The organism is Streptosporangium sp. NPDC051023 (genome assembly GCF_040689595.1).
Taxonomy (GTDB): domain Bacteria; phylum Actinomycetota; class Actinomycetes; order Streptosporangiales; family Streptosporangiaceae; genus Streptosporangium.
Genome location: NZ_JBFBCE010000222.1, coordinates 1 through 1,759 on the forward strand (window position 1 = coordinate 1; position 1,759 = coordinate 1,759).

Sequence of the window (1,759 nt, forward strand, 5' to 3'; positions counted from 1 at the left end):
AGGGCTTGCAGATAAATAACCCGTAGCTTTCGAGGGTATCGCTCGTTGGTGTGGTATGGGCGTAGCAGCTGAGACGGTGGCATTGCTGGCAGCGAAGTTCGAGGTGATCCTCCCGCACCTGGATGAGCGGCAGCGTCGGTTGCTGATGGGCGCCGAGGCGCGGGCGCTGGGTCACGGCGGCATCGCAGCGGTGGCCAGGGCCGCCGGGGTTCGAGCGGCAACTGTGTCTCTGGGCGTCGATGAGCTGGAAGCGGGTGTCGAACCACTGGGCCGGATCCGCCGGCCTGGTGGAGGCCGCAAACGCCTGGTCGAGACCGACCCGGGAGTGCGCACGGCGTTGCTGGCGCTGGTGGAGCCTGACACGCGCGGCGATCCGATGTCGCCGCTGCGCTGGACGACACTGTCGACCCGCCGCCTGGCCAGGCAGCTGACAGCTCAAGGACACCGGATCGGCGCGGACACGGTCGCGGACCTGCTGCGCCAGGAGGGCTTCAGCCTCCAAAGCAACGCCAAGACCCTGGAGGGCAAACAGCACCCTGACCGGGACGCCCAGTTCCGCTACCTCAACGAGCGGGTCAAGACCCACCAGGCGGCCGGACAGCCGGTCATCAGCGTGGACACCAAGAAGAAGGAACTGATCGGCGAGTTCAAGACCGCGGGCCGTCAATGGCGGCCCGCGGGTCGGCCGGTGCAGGTCGCCGTGCACGACTTCCCCGACCGTGACCTGGGCAAAGCCATCCCTTATGGCGTCTACGACCTGACCGCCGACAGCGGCTGGGTCAATGTCGGCACCGACCACGACACCGCCGCCTTCGCAGTGGAGTCCATCCGCCGCTGGTGGAACGGCACCGGGCAGGAAACCTACCCCGACGCGACCCGGCTGCTGATCACCGCGGACGCGGGCGGCTCCAACGGATACCGCACCCGCGCCTGGAAGGCCGAACTCGCCGCGCTGGCCGCCCAGACAGGTCTGGAGATCACCGTCTGCCATTTCCCGCCCGGCACCTCCAAATGGAACCGCATCGAGCACCGGTTGTTCTGCCACATCACGATGAACTGGCAAGGCAGACCGCTGGCCAGCCACGAAGTCATCGTGCAGACCATCGCCGCGACCACCACCACGACCGGCCTGGCCGTGCATGCCGAACTGGACACCGGACAGTACGCCACCGGCGTCACCGTCAGCGACGCCCACATGGCCGAACTGCCCATCGTCAGCCACGACTGGCACGGCGAGTGGAACTACACCCTGCTGCCCGCATGGGCGCCAATCACCACCGATCCCGCTGCTACGACGGCATCGCCCCGCCGAGACCGCCGAGACGATCGAGCCTGGCTGGCCTACCCTGCCCTGACCGGCTTGGCGCAGCGAGAATGGGACCAGCTCATCGACCAGTTGACCCTTCTACGGCATGACCAGCGAGAAGCCGACCTGCACTGTCAGCGCGGCGGCCCGCGGAAGGTAGCGGCAGGAACCGGCCGCCACCCCTGCCTTACCCTGACCGAACGGCTTCTGATCACCGTTCTGCACCACCGCCTCGGCCTGCCCCAAGCAGTCCTCGCTGACCTGTTCCAGGTCACCCTCATGACCGCCAACCGGGCCATCCGCCAGATCCGCCCTCTCCTTAAGCAGGTCGACTACATCATCACGCCTATCCAGAAACGCCTCTACACCGCAGCAGACCTCACCGCTTACGCCCTTAGCACCGACGCCTTCCCCTCAGAGATCAACTCAGCGTGTTAATTATCTGCAAGCCCT

General features: G+C 66.6%; 1 protein-coding gene. It reads left to right on the forward strand.

Features of this window, described 5'->3' with window-relative positions:
- The first annotated feature begins 55 nt into the window (after window positions 1-55).
- Window positions 56-1,744: an ISAzo13 family transposase gene (locus tag AB0395_RS48240; RefSeq protein ID WP_366295111.1), complete on the forward strand. Its 1,689-nt coding sequence runs from the start codon at window positions 56-58 to the stop codon at window positions 1,742-1,744.
- Window positions 1,745-1,759: the final 15 nt, after the last annotated feature.

Excerpts from the sequence above, each read along its gene's own strand:
- AB0395_RS48240 (WP_366295111.1), top strand. The coding sequence starts at position 56 with ATGGGCGTAGCAGCTGAGACGGTGGCATTGCTGGCAGCGAAGTTCGAG.